Source organism: Vulcanococcus sp. DEBay_Sum22DG08_74 (assembly GCF_017852955.1).
Lineage (GTDB): Bacteria > Cyanobacteriota > Cyanobacteriia > PCC-6307 > Cyanobiaceae > Vulcanococcus.
Window position 1 is genome coordinate 1 of record NZ_JAFMKL010000036.1, and the last position, 15,289, is coordinate 15,289.

The window sequence follows — 15,289 nt, forward strand, 5'->3', positions numbered from 1 at the left end:
GGACTGGGGGCCCAGCAACCGCCCCAGGGATGGAGCCTGGAGGGGGCCGTGCCGAATGCCTGGCTGACCCAGGACCTCAGCAGCAGTGGCGTCATTGGCGATCCCAGCCAGGCCGATGGGGCCCAAGGCGAGGCGCTCCAGCAGCGGTTGGTCCAGGGCTGGAGCGCGCTCTTCGGCAGTCTCCTGGGCAGCGACTGGCCCCCCAGGGAGCCCAAACCGAAGCTCGGCCAGCACTGAGGAATCGGGGTCAGCGGGCGACGGGAAGTTGGCAAAAGCTGCCAAACCCCATCTGAGGCTTGTGGAGATGGTTACAGTCAACCCCATTGCAACGTGTTCTCGGTAGCCATGGCGACCCTCGAAGCCACTGATCTGCCTACGGCGGGCGCGACTGCGCTTCCCGATTTCACCTGCGCGAACTACAAGGACGCCTACAGCCGGATCAACGCGATCGTGATCGAGGGCGAGCAGGAAGCCCACGACAACTACATGTCCATCGGCACGCTGCTGCCCGAGCAGGCCGGCGAACTGACCAAGTTGGCTCGCATGGAGCTGAAGCACATGAAGGGCTTCACCGCCTGTGCCAACAACCTGGGTGTGACCGCCGACATGGCGTTCGCCAAGGAATTCTTCGCCCCCCTGCACGGCAACTTCCAAAAAGCCCTGAAAGAGGGCAAGGTTCCGACCTGTCTGCTGATCCAGGCCCTGCTGATCGAAGCCTTCGCCATCTCGGCGTATCACATCTATATCCCGGTCGCCGATCCCTTCGCCCGCAAGATCACCGAGGGCGTGGTGAAGGACGAGTACACCCACCTCAACTACGGCGAGGTCTGGCTCAAGGCCAACCTGGAGAGCTGCCGTGAGGAGCTCGAAGAGGCCAACCGCGAGAACCTCCCCCTGATCCGCCGCATGCTCGATCAGGTGGCCGGTGACGCCGCTGTTCTGCAGATGGACAAGGAAGATCTGATCGAGGATTTCCTGATCGCCTACCAGGAAGCTCTGACCGAGATCGGTTTCACCACCCGCGAAATCGCCCGCATGGCGGCCGCCGCTCTGATCGGCTGAAGCGATCAGCCTGAACGAGTCGACGCTGCCCTTTAATCAGGTGTCTTCTCGGCCGGTGTGTAACCAGGAGAGCCCCCGCGAATGTTTGGTCTGATCGGTCACTCCAGCAGCTTTGCGCAGGCCCAGGAAAAGGCCCGCGACCTGGGGCTAGAGGAGATGGCCGAAGCGGACCTCCTCTCCTGGTGCTCGGCTCCACCTCAGCTGCTGGAGACCTTCGAGGTCACCAGCAAAACCGGGGCCACCATCCAAGGGACCTACATCGACTCCTGCTTCGTGCCGGAGATGCTGAGCCGCTTCAAGACCGCGACCCGCAAGGTTCAAAACGCCATGGAATTGGCGCAGAAGAACGGGATCAACGTCACAGCCCTGGGCGGTTTCACCTCGATCATTTTCGAGAACTACGACCTCTCGAAGTTCCAGCAGATCCGCAACACCACCCTCGAGTGGGAGCGTTTCACAACAGGCAACACCCACACGGCCTGGGTGATCTGCCAACAGGTCGAGACCAATGCCCCTCTGCTGGGCATCGACCTGAGTCAGGCCAAAGTCGCCGTGGTCGGCGCCACCGGTGACATCGGCAGCGCGGTCTGCCGCTGGCTCAGCCAAAAAACAGGCGTGGGTGAACTGCTCCTGGTCGCTCGGCAGCAGCAGCGGCTGCTGGATCTGCAGGAATCCCTCGGCGGTGGCCGGATCCTGACCCTGGAGGAGGCACTCCCCGAAGCCGATGTGGTGGTGTGGGTGGCCAGCCTTCCCCAGACCCTGACCATCGACCACGGCAGCCTGCGCAAGCCCTGTCTGATGATTGACGGCGGCTACCCCAAGAATCTCGACGCCAAGGTGGCCGGTGAAGGGGTCCATGTCCTCAAGGGCGGCATCGTCGAGTTCTGGCAGGACATCAGCTGGCAGATGATGGAAGTTGTGGAGATGGAAAACCCCAAACGCCAGTTGTTCGCTTGCTTTGCAGAGGCGATGCTGCTGGAATTCGAGGGTATCCACACCAACTTCAGCTGGGGCCGCAACCGCATCTCCATCGCCAACATGGAGCTCATTGGTGAAGCCTCCCTGCGGCACGGGTTCCGGGCCATCGGCCTGAACCAAGCCCCAGCAAGCTCCGGCAACCCCGACCTTGAACTGGCCGCTGCTTAAGGCCTCCCGGTTCAACGCTCGCCCCCCTGCCCCTTACACCCGCTGCCATGGCCCGTCGTCCCCTGCTCGACTTCGAGAAGCCCCTGGTGGAGTTGGAGGAGCAGATCGACCAAATCCGGCAGCTCGCCAAAGACTCTGAAGTCGACGTCAGCCAGCAGTTGCTCCAACTGGAGACCCTGGCGGCCCGCAGGCGGGAAGAGATCTTCAGCAACCTGAGTCCCGCCCAAAAGATTCAGGTTGCGCGCCACCCCCAACGCCCCAGCACCTTCGATTACATCCAGGTGCTGACCGATGAATTCATCGAACTGCACGGGGACCGGCGCGGCAGCGATGACCAAGCCCTCGTGGGCGGCGTCGGACGCATTGGCGATCAAGGCGTCGTCCTCTTGGGCCACCAGAAGGGACGGGACACGAAGGAAAACGTGGCTCGCAACTTCGGCATGGCCTCACCTGGGGGCTACCGCAAGGCGATGCGCCTGATGGAGCACGCCGATCGCTTCCGCCTGCCGATCCTCAGCTTCATCGACACCCCCGGCGCCTACGCCGGACTGCTGGCGGAGGAGCAGGGCCAGGGCGAGGCCATCGCCGTGAACCTGCGCGAGATGTTCAAGCTGCGCGTTCCGATCCTGGCCACGGTGATCGGTGAGGGGGGCTCAGGTGGTGCGCTGGGCATCGGCGTGGCGGACCGGCTGCTGATGTTCCAGCACAGCGTCTACACGGTGGCCAGCCCCGAGGCCTGCGCCTCCATCCTCTGGCGCGATGCGGGTAAAGCTCCGGTGGCCGCTGAGGCGTTGAAGATCACCGCGCCCGATCTGCTGAAGCTGGGGATCATCGATGAAATCATTGCCGAGCCTTCGGGCGGCAACCACTGGGCCCCGCGTCAGGCGGCAGAGAATTTGAAGGCGGCTCTTCTGCAGCAACTCGCGGGCCTGCAGGCCCTCAGCGAGGAGCAACTGGTGGATCAGCGCTACGCCAAGTTCCGCCGGATGGGTCGCTTCCTGGAATCCGGCGCCCAGGACGCAAGCCTGAGCTCGTAAGGTTTTCGTTGGTTTGATCGGGGTCCTTGCGGCCCGCCCCCGCCGTTGAGTTCCCCTGTCTCCGCTTCAGCGCCCGTTGCCCTCATCACTGGTGCCTCCAGGGGGATCGGAGCAGCCGCAGCAAGGGCTTTTTCCCAAGCCGGCTATCAGCTGCTGCTCTTGGCCCGCTCCCAAGCCGATCTTGAGCAGCTGGCCCAGGAGCTGCGCAGTGAGCGCTGCCGGGTGGAAACGATCGCTGTGGATCTCTCCGATCCACAAGCCATCGCCCCTGCCCTGGAGAACCTGCTCTCCCGGGGACTGGTTCCAACGGTGCTGATCAACAACGCCGGAGCGGCCTACACGGGGGCCCTAGCGGAGATGCCCCTGGAGCAATGGCAATGGTTGCTGCAGCTCAACCTCACCAGCGTTGTTCAAACCTGCCAGGCGGTCCTGCCGGCCCTGCGCCAGACCCAGGGTTTGATCATCAACGTCAGCAGCCATGCGGCCCGCAATGCCTTTCCGGAATGGGGGGCCTATTGCACCACCAAGGCCGCCTTGGCCTCCTTTAGTCGCTGCTTAGCGGAAGAGGAGCGCCAGCACGGAATCCGTGTATCGACGCTCACCTTGGGTGCGGTTAATACCCCCCTCTGGGACAGCGAGACCGTCCACAGTTCCTTCGACCGCCGTGCCATGCTCACTCCAGAGCGCGTGGCCGAGACACTGCTGTCTTTGGCTCAGCAACCTTCCTCCAATGTTGTGGAGGATCTAACCCTTATGCCCGCAGCGGGCGTTCTTTGAACGCATCTCGGGACCCGTTCATGACTTCAACCCTGTCCTCGAGCATTCCCGGCCAGTTGGCTCCCGTGAGCCGCCGCATCCGTGAACGCCTCGAGTCCGCCGGCGTGCCCTTCCTGGCGAACGACAACATCGCCGAACACCTCAAGGACGGCGAACTCGATCAACTGGAAATCGAGGTTGCCGGAAAGGTTCGCGAGCTGCTGCGCAGCTTGGTGATCGATATCGACAACGACCACAACACCGAGGAGACCGCCGAGCGTGTCGCCCGGATGTACCTCCATGAGGTCTTCAAGGGTCGCTTCCATCCCCAGCCGAAGATCGCGAGCTTCCCCAACGTCAAAAAGCTCGACGAGATCTACACCGTGGGCCCGATCACGGTGCGCTCGGCTTGCTCCCACCACCTGGTGCCGATCCTGGGCAACTGCTGGATTGGGATCAAGCCCGGCGAACGGGTGATTGGTCTCTCCAAGTTCTCGCGCGTGGCCGACTGGGTCTTCTCCCGTCCCCACATCCAGGAAGAGGCGGTGATGATCCTGGCCGATGAGATCGAGCGTCTCTGCGAACCCCAGGGCCTGGCCATCCTGGTCAAAGCGCAGCACTACTGCATGAAGTGGCGCGGGGTGAAGGAGCCCCAAACCAGCATGGTGAACTCCGTTGTCCGCGGTGACTTCCGCCACGACTCCAGCCTCAAGGCTGAGTTCTTCGAACTGGTGAAGCAGCAGGAGTCGATGCTGGGCTAAGGCGCCAGCACCGGCCCGACAGGGGCTGAGGCGATGCGTTTGACCTGACCGTTTTGGTTGACGACCGCCACCACCATGAGGTTCTGGCCGACATCCACCGGTGCCGGGACATAGCTGGTGCCCTGGGCCGTTTCAATCAAGAGCCAGGTGCGCGCCGAGGGATCCTTCCGGTACCAGTGGTACTGGGAGTTCGCCAGGGCGGCATTGGCGTCGGCCTCGACCGTGGCCTGGAGCAGCCCACCCTGAATGGCCTGACCAGCAATCACGAGTGAACGCAGGCCATCAATCTGCTGCTCGATCGCACCCTCCAACTCCAGATCCGCAGAGATCTGATCGCGGAAGGTGCTGATCTGCTGCTGGGCACTTTCCGTGACGCCGGGGATGCACTGCAGGCTCGCGCCCACCAGGCGGCAACCGACCAGGTCCTGGGCGCGCAGGGCTGGGGACAGCGCAAGGGCCAAGCCCAGGAGCACAGGGGCAGAGCGCAGAGCAGCCATGGCCAAGGATTAGCTGCTCAAATCCTGGCGAAAGGGAGCCAAGGCGGCCACCAGCTGCTGCACTTTGGCGAGATCCTTATCGCCCGGAGCCCGCTCCACCCCGCTGGAGACATCCAATCCAGAGGGGGGCCGGTGCTGCAGGGCCCGTAGGGCCGGGGCGACCCGATCGGGATTCAAGCCGCCAGCGAGCCACCAGGGCAGAGGGGAGCAAAAACCACTGAGCCAATCGATCGGGATGCGGTGGCCCGTGCCGCCGAGCTGATCGGGCACCCAGGCATCCAGCAGCAGAGCGTCGACGACCGCGCCGTAGTCGGCCGCCCGCTGCAGATCCTCGGGCTGGCGAATTCTCAGCGCCTTCCACAACAAGAGATCCGGGCCGAGGGCCTGCCGCAGTTGCCGGCAGCGCTCTGGCGTTTCCTGGCCATGGAGTTGCAGCACCTGATGGCCACCGGCCGCACCCAACTGGGACAGTTCCCCATCACTGGGATCGGCCACCACGAGGACGCCAAGACAGCGGCTTGAGGCCTGGCGCATCGCCGCAAACAGCGCCGGCCGGGCCCCAGGGGACAACCAGCGGGGGGAGGCCTCAACACCGATCACCCCGATCGCATCGACGTCCAGGGCGGCCACGGCACTGGCCTGCTCGGGATGGCGCAGTCCACAGACCTTCAGCCATGGCTGGGGGCCAATGGGGGAAGTTGGACGCGCCGTCATGCCGTGGCCCCAGGAAGCCCAACCTTTCTAGGATCGGGGCAACGGATGAGGACGTGTGGGGGAAGGCTGGCAGCTACTGCGGATTCGGGGCATCCCCCTACGCATTCACCCCAGCTGGTTTCTGATCTTGGCCCTGGCCACGGTGGCCTTCCAACAGCAGTACAGCCAGCAATTCGCCGCGCAAACCCAGGAGGCCTGGCTCTGGCTGATTGGCCTGCTCACCGCCCTGTTGCTGTTCCTCTCAGTGCTGCTGCATGAGTTGGGGCACTCCCTGGTGGCCCTCAGTCAGGGGGTCAAGGTCCGCAGCATCACCCTGTTCCTGCTGGGCGGGGTGGCCAGCGTGGAGCGGGAGTGCCCAACCGCCATGGGCTCCTTCTGGGTGGCGGCCGCTGGCCCCCTGGTGAGCCTGGTGCTCTCCGCACTGCTGCTGCTTGGCAGCCACAGCGCCAGCCATGCCTCGCCCCTGCTCGGAGCCATGGTCAGTGAGCTGGGCGGGCTGAATCTGATCCTGGCCCTGTTCAACCTGCTGCCGGGACTCCCGCTCGATGGCGGCCTGATTCTCAAGGCCCTGGTCTGGCAGTTCACCGGAAGCCAGCGCAAGGGAATCCAGGTGGCCACCGCCAGCGGCAAGGTGCTGGCCTTCAGCGCCATCGGCCTGGGGGCCTTCCTGCTGCTGCGGGGGGCCGGGGTAGCGGGGATTTGGTTGATGCTGCTGGGCTGGTTTGGCCTGGGCGCCGCCCGCAACCAATCGCAGATGCTGGCGCTGCAGGGCGTGCTGCGCAGGCTGCAGGTCAAGGACGCGGCCCAGAGGCGCTACCGCGTGCTCGAGGCCAACACGAAACTGCGGGAACTCAGCCGCCTGCGGGTCAGCGACGAGAAGGGTCTGGCGGACTGGCTACTGGTCTGTGACCAAGGCCGCTGGAAGGGGTTCATCACCGATGCCCCCCTGCAGAGCCTGCCGGTGCAGCGCTGGGATGAGGACAGCGTTGGCGAGCACCTGCAACCCCTCGATCAACTCCCGAGCATCGGCGATGGGGCACCGCTCTGGCAGGCGATCCTGCAGCTCGACCAGCCGGAGGTGAATCGGCTGCTGGTGCTCGGTCCAGCGGGCCTACCCACGGGCACCTTGGAGCGACCGGAACTGGCGGAGCGGGTCCTGAAGGAACTCGGCGTGCGGCTGCCTCTAACGATCCTGGAGGCCGCCCGCCGCCAAGGGGTCTACCCCCTGGGGATGATGCTGGCGCCCATGGCACGAACCATCGAAAGCAACCCTGAGGGTTGAAGGGTTCAGCCCAGGGGAGCCGGGTCCTCCAACAGCTGGATCTGTTGCCACTCCCTGGCGCTGAGGGCCACGGTCTGGAGCGCACCGCCACACAGGTGATCCTGAGCCGCCCGCTGGAGCTGCGCCATCACGGCCGCTTGCGGTAGAGGCTCCAGGTTTGGCGCTGGAGAGTTGAAGACCTCCCGCCAGAGGTCCTGGGGTGGAGAGAGCAGGACACTGCCGTGCTGCAGCAGGCAGGCCCCACTCCAGAGCTGGGCACTACCGATCCGTTTGGCGCCATTGGCCTGCACGAGATCTGCAGCCGTGCCGCTGGCAAAACAGTTGCCCCGCTGGGCCGCCTCCGCAGCCTTCACCGAGCCGAACTCCAGGGGAACGCCCAGGGCGGCGAAGGCCACCTGCAGCCACTGACAGGCCTCGGCATAGGCCGTCAGGCGATGGGTCGTGGCCGGCCGGCAGGCCAGGGCATAGGTGAGTTCTCCGGCATGCAGAACAGCCCGACCGCCGCTGGGACGCCGCACCAGGTGCAAACGGCCCTGCTCAGCCAGGGCGATCCAGCGGGGATCGATCTGGCGTTGGTGTCGTCCCAATGAAAGGGTCGGCCGACTCCACTGGTAGAGCCGCAGCATCGGATCGCCCTGACCGGCGCACTGCTGTTGCAGCATCCAACGGTCGATCGCCATCTGCAGGCCGGCATCGGCCGTGAGTGGTGGGATCCAACGCCACCTCATGGAGCTGGCAGGATGCGGGTGAGACGTGCGGCATGCGCCATGGGCTGGGAGCTGCTGCCTCTGTTGCCTCTAGGCATCTTGGCCGGCTTGCTCTCAGGCCTGCTGGGAATTGGTGGAGGCCTGGTCTTCTCTCCCCTGCTGCTCTGGATTGGCCTGCCGCCCCATCAGGCCCTAGCCACCAGCACCCTGGCGATTGTTCCGACCACCATGGCGGGCAGCTTGACCCATTGGCGCAGCGGTCAGGTGCCCGCTCAAGCGGCCCTGGCGATCAGCGCTGGCGCCGCCTTTGGCGGGGGCCTGTTCAGCCGGCTCGGCCACAGCCTTGAGGGCTGGCAACTGCTGGCCTTGCAGGCGCTGATGTACGGGCTGCTGGCCCTGGTGATCGAGCCTCGCCGCACGGGCGGCAACAGCGCTTCAACCGTGCCGGTGCTGGGACTGATCGGCGTTGGCCTGGTGGCAGGCCTCTCCAGCGGCCTGCTGGGTGTCGGAGGCGGCCTGGTGATGGTGCCGCTGATGGTTCGCGGGCTGTGCCTTGGGGTCTACCAGGCGATCCGGCTGAGCACGATGGCGGTCTTCGCCTCGTCCTTGGTGGCCTCCTTCACCTTTTGGGGAGACGGCAGGGCCCAACTGCTGATCGGCCTGGTGCTGGGGGCGACGGCCGCCTCAGCCGCCCAGTGGTCCGCCGGGCACCTGCAGAAGGTGCCGGAACAGCGCCTGGTGGTACTAATCCGGCTGCTCTGCGTGCTGCTGGCCGTGGACGTCGGACGGCGGGCCGTTCTGCTCTGGCTCTAGCGCTCGTGGTCTTTCCAGAAGCTGCCGTCCAGCTCAAAGCCCAGCACGGCCGCCATTTGCTCCAGATTGCCGCGACAGTTCAAGCCATACCCCCTGGACCAGTGATCCAGCAGGTAGAGGCGATGGGTCATCCAGAGCTCAAGGCTGTCTGGGGCGAAGCGAATCCCCTCGCTGCGGCTGAACTGATGGGGAAGCAGCATGGCCACGTGGCGGGTCAATTGGCCACTGCTGCGCTCCAGCAGCAGCGGTAGCCACGGGCAGAGGGCATCGGCGCGCAGGCTCCAGAGGCGCAGCTCCGTGATCTCCGAGAGCTCGCGCGGGTCCTCCGCCGAACGGGGCCAGTCGAACTGGAGCGTCAGGCTGCCGCTGGCCTGCAGCAGGTCCTTGGGGTCCAAGGCGAACCAAGGCTGCAGGGGCTCAAGGCTCTGGTCTTGAACCTGTTGCGCTGAGATCGACACCGTTCCATCAGGAACCAGACCAGACACCAAAAGAACCCTGCAGAACTGTCGATCGACCGTAGCGAGCTCATCTCCTAGGGGTGTCGAGCTGTGACAGGCCGAGGCCCAGGCCCTAGCCAGCCCCACCATCTGCGCGAAAATGAATTGGTGTTTTTCTCAACGGTCATGTCCCTCACCCAGGCTGAAATTCTGATCGCCCTGGTGGTGGCCGCCCACGCTGGCGTGCTCGCAGTGCGTCTCGCCGCCAGCCTCTACCGCGCCTGATCCCTTGGCACGGGAGAGACGACCTGCTAGAAGCGGTGCGTCTCTCCCGACTCCTCCTCACCCTTGAGCCCCTCCCGATCTGCCCAGCTATCGCAGCGGCGATCCGCAAATTGGAAACGGACTGCTCAAGAACCCAAAGCAGAACCCGCTCGAGGCCGTCGCCAACACCGCAGTGACGCCAACTTGAGCGTTGTTGAGCCGGCACCCTCGCAGCAGATCAGGCCTTCAAGTCCGAGCCAGGAGTTGCTCTACGGCTCCATCGGTCTCTCCCTGAAGATCGGCCTCTCCCTGGTGGCCGTGGTCAGCTTGGTTCGACTGGCGGGGGCCTACCAGGAGCGCCTGGATCGCTACGGCGAGATCACCGCCGTTCTGGACATCCAAAAAGCAAAGCTGCTTAAAGCCCAGACCCGTTTTGATCGCCTGTTCAACGTTGGTGGTGAGCAAAAGCTGATCCAGGAGCAGGACCAGTGGATCGCCCCGAACCGCCTGCGGGTGGTCTGGAAGCAACTGCGCCCGGATTCCAATCAGCAACCGTCCAACGCAATCCAGACCCCTTGAGGCCTGTCTTTCCGTAAGTTGTTGCGGGCAGTTTTTGGGTCCATGACCGCTTCAAGCAACCTCACGAACGCAGGCGGACCCGCCGGAGCGGTCCTGGTGACCGGCACCACCTCAGGGGTTGGCCTGAATGCCGTCAAGGCCCTGACCGATCGGGGATGGACGGTGGTCACGGCAAACCGGGATCCGGTGCGCGCTGGAGCCGCCGCCGATTCCCTGGGCATCCCCAGCGACAAGCTCCACCACATCCGCATGGACCTCGGGGATCTCGACAGTGTCCGTGTCGGCGTTGAGACCCTGGTCGACTCCCTGGGCTTTGGCCTCGATGCCCTGGTCGTCAATGCGGCGGTCTACAAACCCAGGCTTAAAGAACCCGAGCGCTCTCCCCAGGGCTATGAGCTCTCCATGGCCACCAACCACCTGGGCCACTTCCTCTTGATTCAACTGCTGCTGCCGCAGCTGCAGGCCTCGCAGCATCCCTCCAAGCGGGTCGTGATCCTCGGCACCGTCACAGCCAACTCGAAAGAACTGGGCGGCAAAATCCCCATCCCCGCTCCGGCGGACCTGGGCGACCTCAGCGGCTTCAAAGCGGGCTTCAAGGCACCCATCGCCATGGCCAACGGCAAGGCCTTCAAACCTGGCAAGGCCTACAAGGACAGCAAGCTCTGCAACATGATCACCACGCAGGAGCTGCATCGCCGCCTGCACCACTCCACGGGGATCGTCTTCAGCTCGCTGTACCCCGGCTGCGTCGCGGACACCCCCCTCTTCCGCAATACCCCGCGGGCCTTCCAGAAGATCTTCCCCTGGTTCCAAAAGAACGTCACCGGTGGCTACGTCAGCCAAGCCCTCGCCGGAGAGCGGGTGGCCCAGGTGGTCGCCGATCCAGGTTTTGGCACATCCGGGGTGCATTGGAGCTGGGGTAACCGCCAGAAGCAGGGCGGCCAGCAGTTCAGCCAAGAGCTCTCCGATAAGGCCAGCAATCCCGAAACGGCACAAGGGGTTTGGGATGAATCACTCAAGTTGGTCGGCTTGCGCTAGTCCAACGGCTCACCTGCAGTAGGGATGACAAGGCCTCATCCCTGATGTATGCCTACGGCAAGCCTTGCAGGGTTGCCGATGGGAAGGCCTGTGATTCCACTGAACCCTCAGGATCAGCCGCGCTGGTTCCTGCTGGCGATGGCCTGCCGTTGGCCCCTGGCGGTTGTGCTGGCCACCTGGTCAGCGGCCATGGCGGCAATCCAGATCTTGGGGCAACCCATACCGATTGCCGTCAAGCGTCAACAGCCCTTCCCCGTAGTCCTCAAGGGGCCCATCCAAGTCGAGAAAATCCTGACCCCAGTCCAGGTCCAAGCCAACGGCGCCCTACCGGTTGCCGTCAGTGCCAAAGCAGCCCTTCCGGTCAAGGCCAACGACTCACTCCCGGTTGACGTTGGCCGCATCGCCAAGCCGGTGACCGTTGAGAAAATTGTTGAACCCGTCGAGATCGTCAGCGATGAACCGCTGCTGGTCAATGGCGAAGTGGGGGTGAACCAGATCGGCGGCAATGTCACCGTCACGATCAAGGACGCCCTCAAGGCCGTTTCACCGCTACCGCTCCCCCCCCTCCCCTGAGGCGCCGGCCATGACTCAACGCGTCCCCCTCCTCCCCTTGCTCTCGGGCAGCTTGATGCTCCTGATGGGCAGCGGCGGTATCCCCGCAGTACGGGCCGAAACAGCACCCAGCGCGGAGCAACAGGCACTGCTGGAGCGCCTGCGGGAGCGACAAGCGCAAGAGCACGAACGCTGGCGTCGTTTCGGTGATGTGGAGGTGGATTGGACCAGCTGGAAGCCATTCGACAGTCACCCCTACATCTGGGTCACCCCCTGGCGACGCGCCGTCACCCGCCCCACGGCCATTGGCGGCCTGAGCTGGCCCTCCACGCCAGAGAGCAATCCCAAGAGCAACGTGCCCGATCGGGCACTCGCGGTGAACTGCCGTGATCTGACCCTCAACCGCAAGCGGGCTGGTTCCAACTGGGGGGACTGGCGCGTTCCCGGCGCTGGAACTCCGGCGGAGCAACTCCTGCTGGATGCCTGCAGCAGCCTGAGCTCTTGAACCGCACAGCCCAGTCCTGCCTGCTCGTGCTGCTGGGTTTCCTCAGCGGACTGGCCGCAGCACAACTCCTCAACCAGCAGTCCCTGCAACCGCTGCTCTGGCCCCTAGTTGTCCTGGCCAGCGTGGCGCTGCTGGCTCAGGTGCTCTGGCGGATTGCCAGAAGCGGGATTCGCGTCGAGATCTTCACGCGGGCGCCCATTGAGGTGGGAACCCGCGGCGGAAGCATCAAAGCCGAAGTCACCAAGGTTCGGCTTTAAGGGTTCAGTCGAACCCGAGCAGGTCAAAGATCTCGCGATCCTTGAGCGGTTCAGCCTCCAGGGGCTTCACGCTCTCCAACATCGACTGAGCGAGGCGTAGATATTCGTTCTGGACGGCCTCCACCTCGGGGGTGGATTCCATCTCGAAAATCGTGCACTTCTTCAGGCGCGAGCGGCGGATCGCATCGAGATCGGGGAAGTGGGCCATGGTCTTCATGCCCACCCGGTCGTTAAAGCGATCGATCTGGTCGGTGTCGCGGCTGCGGTTCGCCACGACCCCACCGAGGCGCACCTTGTAGTTCTTGGCCTTGGCTTGAATGGCCGCAATGATCCGATTCATCGCAAAGATCGAATCGAAGTCATTCGCCGTGACAATCAGGCAGTAGTGGGCGTGCTGCAGAGGGGCCGCAAATCCACCACAAACCACGTCGCCGAGCACATCAAAGATCACCACATCGGTGTCTTCCAAGAGATGGTGCTCTTTCAGCAACTTGACCGTCTGTCCGGTGACATAGCCGCCGCAGCCGGTACCCGCCGGAGGGCCACCGGACTCGACGCATTGCACCCCATTGAAGCCATCAAAGACGAAGTCCTCTGGGCGCAACTCCTCGGTGTGAAAGTCCACCCCCTCGAGGATGTCGATCACCGTCGGGACCATTTGCTTGGTCAGGGTGAAGGTGCTGTCGTGCTTAGGGTCGCAGCCGATTTGGAGCACCCGTTTGCCGAGCTTGGAGAAGGCCGCAGAGAGGTTTGAGCTGGTGGTGCTTTTACCGATCCCACCTTTGCCGTAGACGGCAATCACCAACGCTCCCTCCTCGATTTGCATCGAGGAATCCTGATGAACCTGAACGCTGCCCTCACCATCGGGGCGCTTGAGCGTGGTGGTCATAAAACAAGGAAAACCAGGAACACAGGAACCCTGGTTTTAAAGCTCTTTCCCATCCAAGACCTGGCCGTGCCCGTTGACCCGAGGGGCCATGCAAAGCGAAACAGTTAAGGAGAAAATTGAGGGTTTAAACACACATTTGTAGGTAGTAATACCCAGCCCACTACTGCGCTTAGCGGCTGTAGTGGGCCTTGGCTTCGTAGAGGGCCTCGCTATCAATCACCGCCAGACCCTGATCGCGGGCATAGGCCTCGGTGTTTTTACGCACCTTGCCCCGCACGAAGAAGGGAATCTTGGCCAGTTCAGCCTCACCGTCGGCACTCCAGGACAACTGCGACCCATCCACTGGGGGCAGCGTGATCTCCTCGGCAGGTGCCACGGGCGAGGCCGGGGCGCCATCGCCCAGGTGACTGCGGTGACCATCCACGAACTCAAAGTCATGGCGGAACATGCCGATCAGGTGCTCCTCCAGACCCATCATCAAGGGGTGCACCCAGCTGTCAAAGATGACGTTGGCCCCCTCCCAGCCCATCTGGGGGGCATAGCGGGCGGGGACGTCCTGAACGTGCAAGGGGGCGCTGATCACGGCGCAGGGAATGCCCAGGCGCTTGGCGCTGTGGCGCTCCATCTGGGTGCCGAGCACCAACTCCGGAGCCGCGGCGGCCATGGCCGCCTCAACGGCGAGGTAGTCGTCGCTGATCAGGGCCTCCAGCCCTAACTCCGCCGCCAGCGCCCGGACCTCCCGGGCCATCTCACGGCTGTAGGTGCCCAGGCCCACCACTTCAAAGCCCAGCTCGCGGCTGGCGATCCGCGCCGCGGCCAGGGCGTGGGTGCCATCGGCGAACACGAAAACCCGCTTCCCCGTCAGATAGGTGGAATCCACCGAGCGGGAGTACCAGGGCAGACGCGAGCGACGCTCCGCTGCACACAGGCCATCGGCGCCGGGCTGCAGATCCTGGGGCGGCTCCAGGCCAAGGACGCCATGCAGTTCCCGCAGGAACTCCACCGTGGCTCCGATGCCGATCGGAACCGTTTTCACCGTGGGCAAGCCGAACTGACGCTCCAGCCAGCTGCAGACCGAACCGGAGACCTCGGGGTAGAGGTTGAGGTTCGCGTCAGCCGTCGGGATGCGCAGCAGGTCAGCCGGCCGAGCACCGAGGGGGGCGACGACAGCCACATCGATGCCGTAGCTCGCCAGCAGCTGGGTGAGCTCCCGCACGTCATCGCGGCAGCGGAAACCCAAGAGGGACGGACCCAGCAGGTTCACCCGCGGGCGTCGGTTTTCTGCGCGCCAGCGGGTTGGATCGAGCTTCGGCTGTCCGGGCGGCGGAAGCTGCGGTTTCAGCAGGCTGCGGACCAATTGGTAGAAGGTCTCAGCCGCCCCCCAGTTTTCCTTTTTCGAATAGGCCGGCAGCTCCAGATTGACCATCGGGATCCCGCCCAGATCCATGCCCGCCGCCAGGGCTCCTGGCTGGTCCTGGATCAACTCTGCCGTGCAGCTCTCGCCCACCAGCAGGGCCTCGGGCTTGAAGCGCTCGACCGCATCGGTGATGGAGCGCTTCACCAGTTCGGCGGTGTCACCCCCCAGATCCCGGGCCTGAAAGGTGGTGTAGGTGACAGGCGGGCGGCGGTCCCGCCGTTCAATCATCGTGAACAGAAGGTCGGCGTAGGTGTCGCCCTGCGGTGCATGCAGGACGTAGTGCACCCCTTCCATGGAGGCGGCGATGCGCATGGCCCCAACGTGCGGGGGGCCTTCGTAGGTCCAGAGCGTGAGTTCCATCGGCGGTAAATCAGGAGAACTGCAGCGCGCCGCGGCGACGCAGGGGACGGGCAAAGAGTTCAGCCAGATCTCCGGCCTGATCAATGCCATGGATGGGGCTAAAGACCAACTCGATGGACCACTTCGTGGCCATCCCCTCTGCCTCCAGGGGATTGGCCAGGCCCAAACCACAAACCACCAGATCGGGACGCCCCTCGCGCACCCGCTGCAGCTGGT

The 15,289-nt window shown here is 64.3% G+C and carries 19 protein-coding genes and 2 pseudogenes; 14 read left to right on the forward strand and 7 right to left on the reverse strand.

Features of this window, described 5'->3' with window-relative positions:
- The 6 genes and pseudogenes from QZ184_RS05750 to folE all read left to right on the forward strand — a co-directional run.
- A pseudogene (locus QZ184_RS05750) lies at positions 1-237 on the forward strand (creatininase family protein); the annotation flags it as partial.
- Between the two features lie 108 nt (positions 238-345).
- Positions 346-1,062 carry an aldehyde oxygenase (deformylating) gene (locus QZ184_RS05755; RefSeq protein WP_010316607.1) on the forward strand — a complete coding sequence of 239 codons (717 nt, stop codon included), beginning with the start codon at positions 346-348 and terminating at the stop codon, positions 1,060-1,062.
- Positions 1,063-1,143: 81 nt separating this feature from the next.
- On the forward strand, positions 1,144-2,208 hold the full coding sequence (locus tag QZ184_RS05760; protein ID WP_247477873.1) for a long-chain acyl-[acyl-carrier-protein] reductase: 1,065 nt from the start codon (positions 1,144-1,146) through the stop codon (positions 2,206-2,208).
- Positions 2,209-2,255: 47 nt separating this feature from the next.
- Positions 2,256-3,245 carry an acetyl-CoA carboxylase carboxyltransferase subunit alpha gene (locus QZ184_RS05765; protein ID WP_010316603.1) on the forward strand — a complete coding sequence of 330 codons (990 nt, stop codon included), beginning with the start codon at positions 2,256-2,258 and terminating at the stop codon, positions 3,243-3,245.
- Between the two features lie 45 nt (positions 3,246-3,290).
- On the forward strand, positions 3,291-4,022 hold the full coding sequence (locus QZ184_RS05770) for an SDR family oxidoreductase (RefSeq protein ID WP_050778463.1): 732 nt from the start codon (positions 3,291-3,293) through the stop codon (positions 4,020-4,022).
- A 20-nt stretch (positions 4,023-4,042) separates the two neighbouring features.
- Positions 4,043-4,762 (forward strand): GTP cyclohydrolase I, encoded by a 720-nt coding sequence (folE, locus tag QZ184_RS05775; protein ID WP_010316599.1) that lies wholly within the window; start codon positions 4,043-4,045, stop codon positions 4,760-4,762.
- Here folE and QZ184_RS05780 read toward each other — a convergent pair.
- Positions 4,759-5,259 (reverse strand): hypothetical protein, encoded by a 501-nt coding sequence (locus QZ184_RS05780; RefSeq protein ID WP_296418549.1) that lies wholly within the window; start codon positions 5,257-5,259, stop codon positions 4,759-4,761. The genes folE and QZ184_RS05780 overlap by 4 nt on opposite strands.
- Positions 5,260-5,268: 9 nt before the next feature.
- On the reverse strand, positions 5,269-5,973 hold the full coding sequence (locus QZ184_RS05785; protein WP_296418551.1) for a phosphoribosylanthranilate isomerase: 705 nt from the start codon (positions 5,971-5,973) through the stop codon (positions 5,269-5,271).
- Between the two features lie 55 nt (positions 5,974-6,028).
- On the opposite strand from QZ184_RS05785, the gene QZ184_RS05790 reads away from it, so the two are divergent.
- A complete protein-coding gene (locus QZ184_RS05790) occupies positions 6,029-7,255 on the forward strand; it encodes a site-2 protease family protein (protein ID WP_296418553.1) in 1,227 nt (408 codons plus the stop codon).
- A gap of 5 nt (positions 7,256-7,260) precedes the next feature.
- Here QZ184_RS05790 and QZ184_RS05795 read toward each other — a convergent pair whose 3' ends face one another.
- The gene (locus QZ184_RS05795) at positions 7,261-7,983 is read right to left on the reverse strand and encodes a lipoate--protein ligase family protein (RefSeq protein WP_296415893.1); all 723 of its coding nucleotides are present in this window, start codon (positions 7,981-7,983) and stop codon (positions 7,261-7,263) included.
- A gap of 39 nt (positions 7,984-8,022) precedes the next feature.
- Here QZ184_RS05795 and QZ184_RS05800 point away from each other — a divergent pair, with 39 nt between their 5' ends.
- Entirely contained in the window at positions 8,023-8,775 is a 753-nt protein-coding gene (locus tag QZ184_RS05800; RefSeq protein WP_296418556.1) for a sulfite exporter TauE/SafE family protein, read from the forward strand.
- On the opposite strand, the gene QZ184_RS05805 is transcribed toward QZ184_RS05800, so the two are convergent.
- A complete protein-coding gene (locus tag QZ184_RS05805; protein ID WP_296418557.1) occupies positions 8,772-9,233 on the reverse strand; it encodes a CRR6 family NdhI maturation factor in 462 nt (153 codons plus the stop codon). The genes QZ184_RS05800 and QZ184_RS05805 overlap by 4 nt on opposite strands.
- A 165-nt stretch (positions 9,234-9,398) precedes the next feature.
- Between QZ184_RS05805 and psaM the strand changes: the two genes are divergently transcribed.
- From psaM to QZ184_RS05835, 6 genes are all read left to right on the forward strand, one after another.
- A complete protein-coding gene (psaM, locus tag QZ184_RS05810) occupies positions 9,399-9,497 on the forward strand; it encodes a photosystem I reaction center subunit XII (RefSeq protein ID WP_010316586.1) in 99 nt (32 codons plus the stop codon).
- Between the two features lie 243 nt (positions 9,498-9,740).
- The gene (locus tag QZ184_RS05815) at positions 9,741-10,055 is read left to right on the forward strand and encodes a hypothetical protein (protein ID WP_296415892.1); all 315 of its coding nucleotides are present in this window, start codon (positions 9,741-9,743) and stop codon (positions 10,053-10,055) included.
- Positions 10,056-10,097: 42 nt separating this feature from the next.
- Positions 10,098-11,093: a protochlorophyllide reductase gene (locus QZ184_RS05820; protein ID WP_247477856.1), complete on the forward strand. Its 996-nt coding sequence runs from the start codon at positions 10,098-10,100 to the stop codon at positions 11,091-11,093.
- A gap of 78 nt (positions 11,094-11,171) precedes the next feature.
- On the forward strand, positions 11,172-11,666 hold the full coding sequence (locus QZ184_RS05825; protein WP_296415890.1) for a hypothetical protein: 495 nt from the start codon (positions 11,172-11,174) through the stop codon (positions 11,664-11,666).
- Between the two features lie 10 nt (positions 11,667-11,676).
- Positions 11,677-12,150 (forward strand): hypothetical protein, encoded by a 474-nt coding sequence (locus QZ184_RS05830; RefSeq protein WP_296418559.1) that lies wholly within the window; start codon positions 11,677-11,679, stop codon positions 12,148-12,150.
- Positions 12,147-12,407 (forward strand): hypothetical protein, encoded by a 261-nt coding sequence (locus QZ184_RS05835; protein WP_296418560.1) that lies wholly within the window; start codon positions 12,147-12,149, stop codon positions 12,405-12,407. Before QZ184_RS05830 ends, QZ184_RS05835 begins: the two co-directional genes overlap by 4 nt.
- 4 nt (positions 12,408-12,411) lie before the next feature.
- Here the strand turns inward: QZ184_RS05835 and bchL are convergent, their stop codons facing one another.
- From bchL to QZ184_RS05850, 3 genes and pseudogenes are all read right to left on the reverse strand, one after another.
- Positions 12,412-13,296: a ferredoxin:protochlorophyllide reductase (ATP-dependent) iron-sulfur ATP-binding protein gene (gene bchL / locus QZ184_RS05840; RefSeq protein ID WP_010316575.1), complete on the reverse strand. Its 885-nt coding sequence runs from the start codon at positions 13,294-13,296 to the stop codon at positions 12,412-12,414.
- A 169-nt stretch (positions 13,297-13,465) separates the two neighbouring features.
- Positions 13,466-15,073: a ferredoxin:protochlorophyllide reductase (ATP-dependent) subunit B gene (locus tag QZ184_RS05845; protein WP_296415958.1), complete on the reverse strand. Its 1,608-nt coding sequence runs from the start codon at positions 15,071-15,073 to the stop codon at positions 13,466-13,468.
- Positions 15,074-15,083: 10 nt separating this feature from the next.
- Positions 15,084-15,289 (reverse strand): annotated as a pseudogene (locus QZ184_RS05850) (ferredoxin:protochlorophyllide reductase (ATP-dependent) subunit N); the annotation flags it as partial.

Bases quoted from the DNA above. Each gene is read 5' to 3' on its own strand.
- QZ184_RS05755 (WP_010316607.1), top strand. From the start codon at position 346: ATGGCGACCCTCGAAGCCACTGATCTGCCTACGGCGGGCGCGACTGCG.
- QZ184_RS05760 (WP_247477873.1), top strand. From the start codon at position 1,144: ATGTTTGGTCTGATCGGTCACTCCAGCAGCTTTGCGCAGGCCCAGGAA.
- QZ184_RS05765 (WP_010316603.1), top strand. From the start codon at position 2,256: ATGGCCCGTCGTCCCCTGCTCGACTTCGAGAAGCCCCTGGTGGAGTTG.
- folE (WP_010316599.1), top strand. From the start codon at position 4,043: ATGACTTCAACCCTGTCCTCGAGCATTCCCGGCCAGTTGGCTCCCGTG.
- QZ184_RS05780 (WP_296418549.1), bottom strand. From the start codon at position 5,259: ATGGCTGCTCTGCGCTCTGCCCCTGTGCTCCTGGGCTTGGCCCTTGCG.
- QZ184_RS05785 (WP_296418551.1), bottom strand. From the start codon at position 5,973: ATGACGGCGCGTCCAACTTCCCCCATTGGCCCCCAGCCATGGCTGAAG.
- QZ184_RS05795 (WP_296415893.1), bottom strand. From the start codon at position 7,983: ATGAGGTGGCGTTGGATCCCACCACTCACGGCCGATGCCGGCCTGCAG.
- QZ184_RS05800 (WP_296418556.1), top strand. From the start codon at position 8,023: ATGGGCTGGGAGCTGCTGCCTCTGTTGCCTCTAGGCATCTTGGCCGGC.
- psaM (WP_010316586.1), top strand. From the start codon at position 9,399: ATGTCCCTCACCCAGGCTGAAATTCTGATCGCCCTGGTGGTGGCCGCC.
- QZ184_RS05820 (WP_247477856.1), top strand. From the start codon at position 10,098: ATGACCGCTTCAAGCAACCTCACGAACGCAGGCGGACCCGCCGGAGCG.
- QZ184_RS05825 (WP_296415890.1), top strand. From the start codon at position 11,172: ATGGGAAGGCCTGTGATTCCACTGAACCCTCAGGATCAGCCGCGCTGG.
- QZ184_RS05830 (WP_296418559.1), top strand. From the start codon at position 11,677: ATGACTCAACGCGTCCCCCTCCTCCCCTTGCTCTCGGGCAGCTTGATG.
- bchL (WP_010316575.1), bottom strand. From the start codon at position 13,296: ATGACCACCACGCTCAAGCGCCCCGATGGTGAGGGCAGCGTTCAGGTT.
- QZ184_RS05845 (WP_296415958.1), bottom strand. From the start codon at position 15,073: ATGGAACTCACGCTCTGGACCTACGAAGGCCCCCCGCACGTTGGGGCC.